Source organism: Rhizobium sp. SVR5-2C, from assembly GCF_056755115.1.
The window spans coordinates 1-951 of record NZ_JBNDHT010000302.1; the positions used below are offsets into that span (position 1 = coordinate 1).

Annotated in this window: 1 protein-coding gene and 1 pseudogene; both read left to right on the forward strand. The window is 58.7% G+C overall.

The features are described from left to right. A pseudogene (locus ACPYOI_RS35790) lies at nt 1–157 on the forward strand (ABC transporter permease); the annotation flags it as partial. Beyond that, nucleotides 157–951, forward strand: a 795-nt coding sequence (locus ACPYOI_RS35795) for an ABC transporter ATP-binding protein (protein WP_481424138.1), incomplete at its 3' end; no start/stop codon positions are given. The pseudogene ACPYOI_RS35790 and the gene ACPYOI_RS35795, both read left to right, overlap by 1 nt.

A 951-nucleotide genomic window follows, 5' to 3' on the forward strand; every position in this document is an offset into this window, starting at 1 on the left:
GAACCAGCACAGTGCAATGGTCTCGGGTGTTTGGTGGTGGTACTTCTTCCCGACCGCTTTCGTGACGCTGACCTTTATCGGCCTGTTTCTGTTGTCGATTTCGATGAACGAGTACATCGATCCCCGCAGCCGATTGAGCCGGATGGGGAAATCCTGATGGCAGCGGGGCAACGAGGCAACCAACCTGAGAATGTGGTCCTGTCGACGCAGGACCTGCGCGCCTACTACCGGATGAGCTACTTCGGCATCGACCGGGAGGTGCGCGCCGTCGACTCTGTGACGATGCATGTGCGGCGTAACGAGATCTACGGCCTCGCCGGCGAATCGAGCTGCGGCAAGACCACGTTCATCAAGACGATCGCTGGTGCGATTAGGCCTCCCCTCGACATCGTCGGCGGTTCCGTCAGGTATGAGTTCCTCGATCGAGACCTGTACGAGCTCAAGCCGGAGGAACGAGATTCGGTACGCTGGCGACATCTTTCGTACATTATGCAAGGTTCCATGAACGTATTGAACCCGGTCAGGCGGATTGAGCGGTCCTTTGAGGATTTTGCCTTCCGCCATATCGCGCTCGAAAAGCCGGCCTTCATCGAGGCGGTGAAGCTGCATCTGGAGCGCCTGCGCCTGCCCGCCGACGTTCTGCGTGCCTATCCGCACGAATTATCGGGCGGTATGCGCCAACGGGTGTGCATTGCGCTGGCGACGGTGTGCCGACCCGAATTCATCATCGCCGACGAACCGACCACTGCGCTCGATGTCGTGGTACAGAAGGACGTGCTTGCGATGATACGGGAAACGCAACGCGAATTCGGCTCATCGATGGTCTTTGTAACGCATGACCTCACGGTGCACGCCAACATCGCAGACCGTCTCGGCATCATGTATGCCGGTCGCCTTGTCGAAGAGGGCCGGACGGCAGACGTTTTTGCGGATCCGATGCATCCTTATACC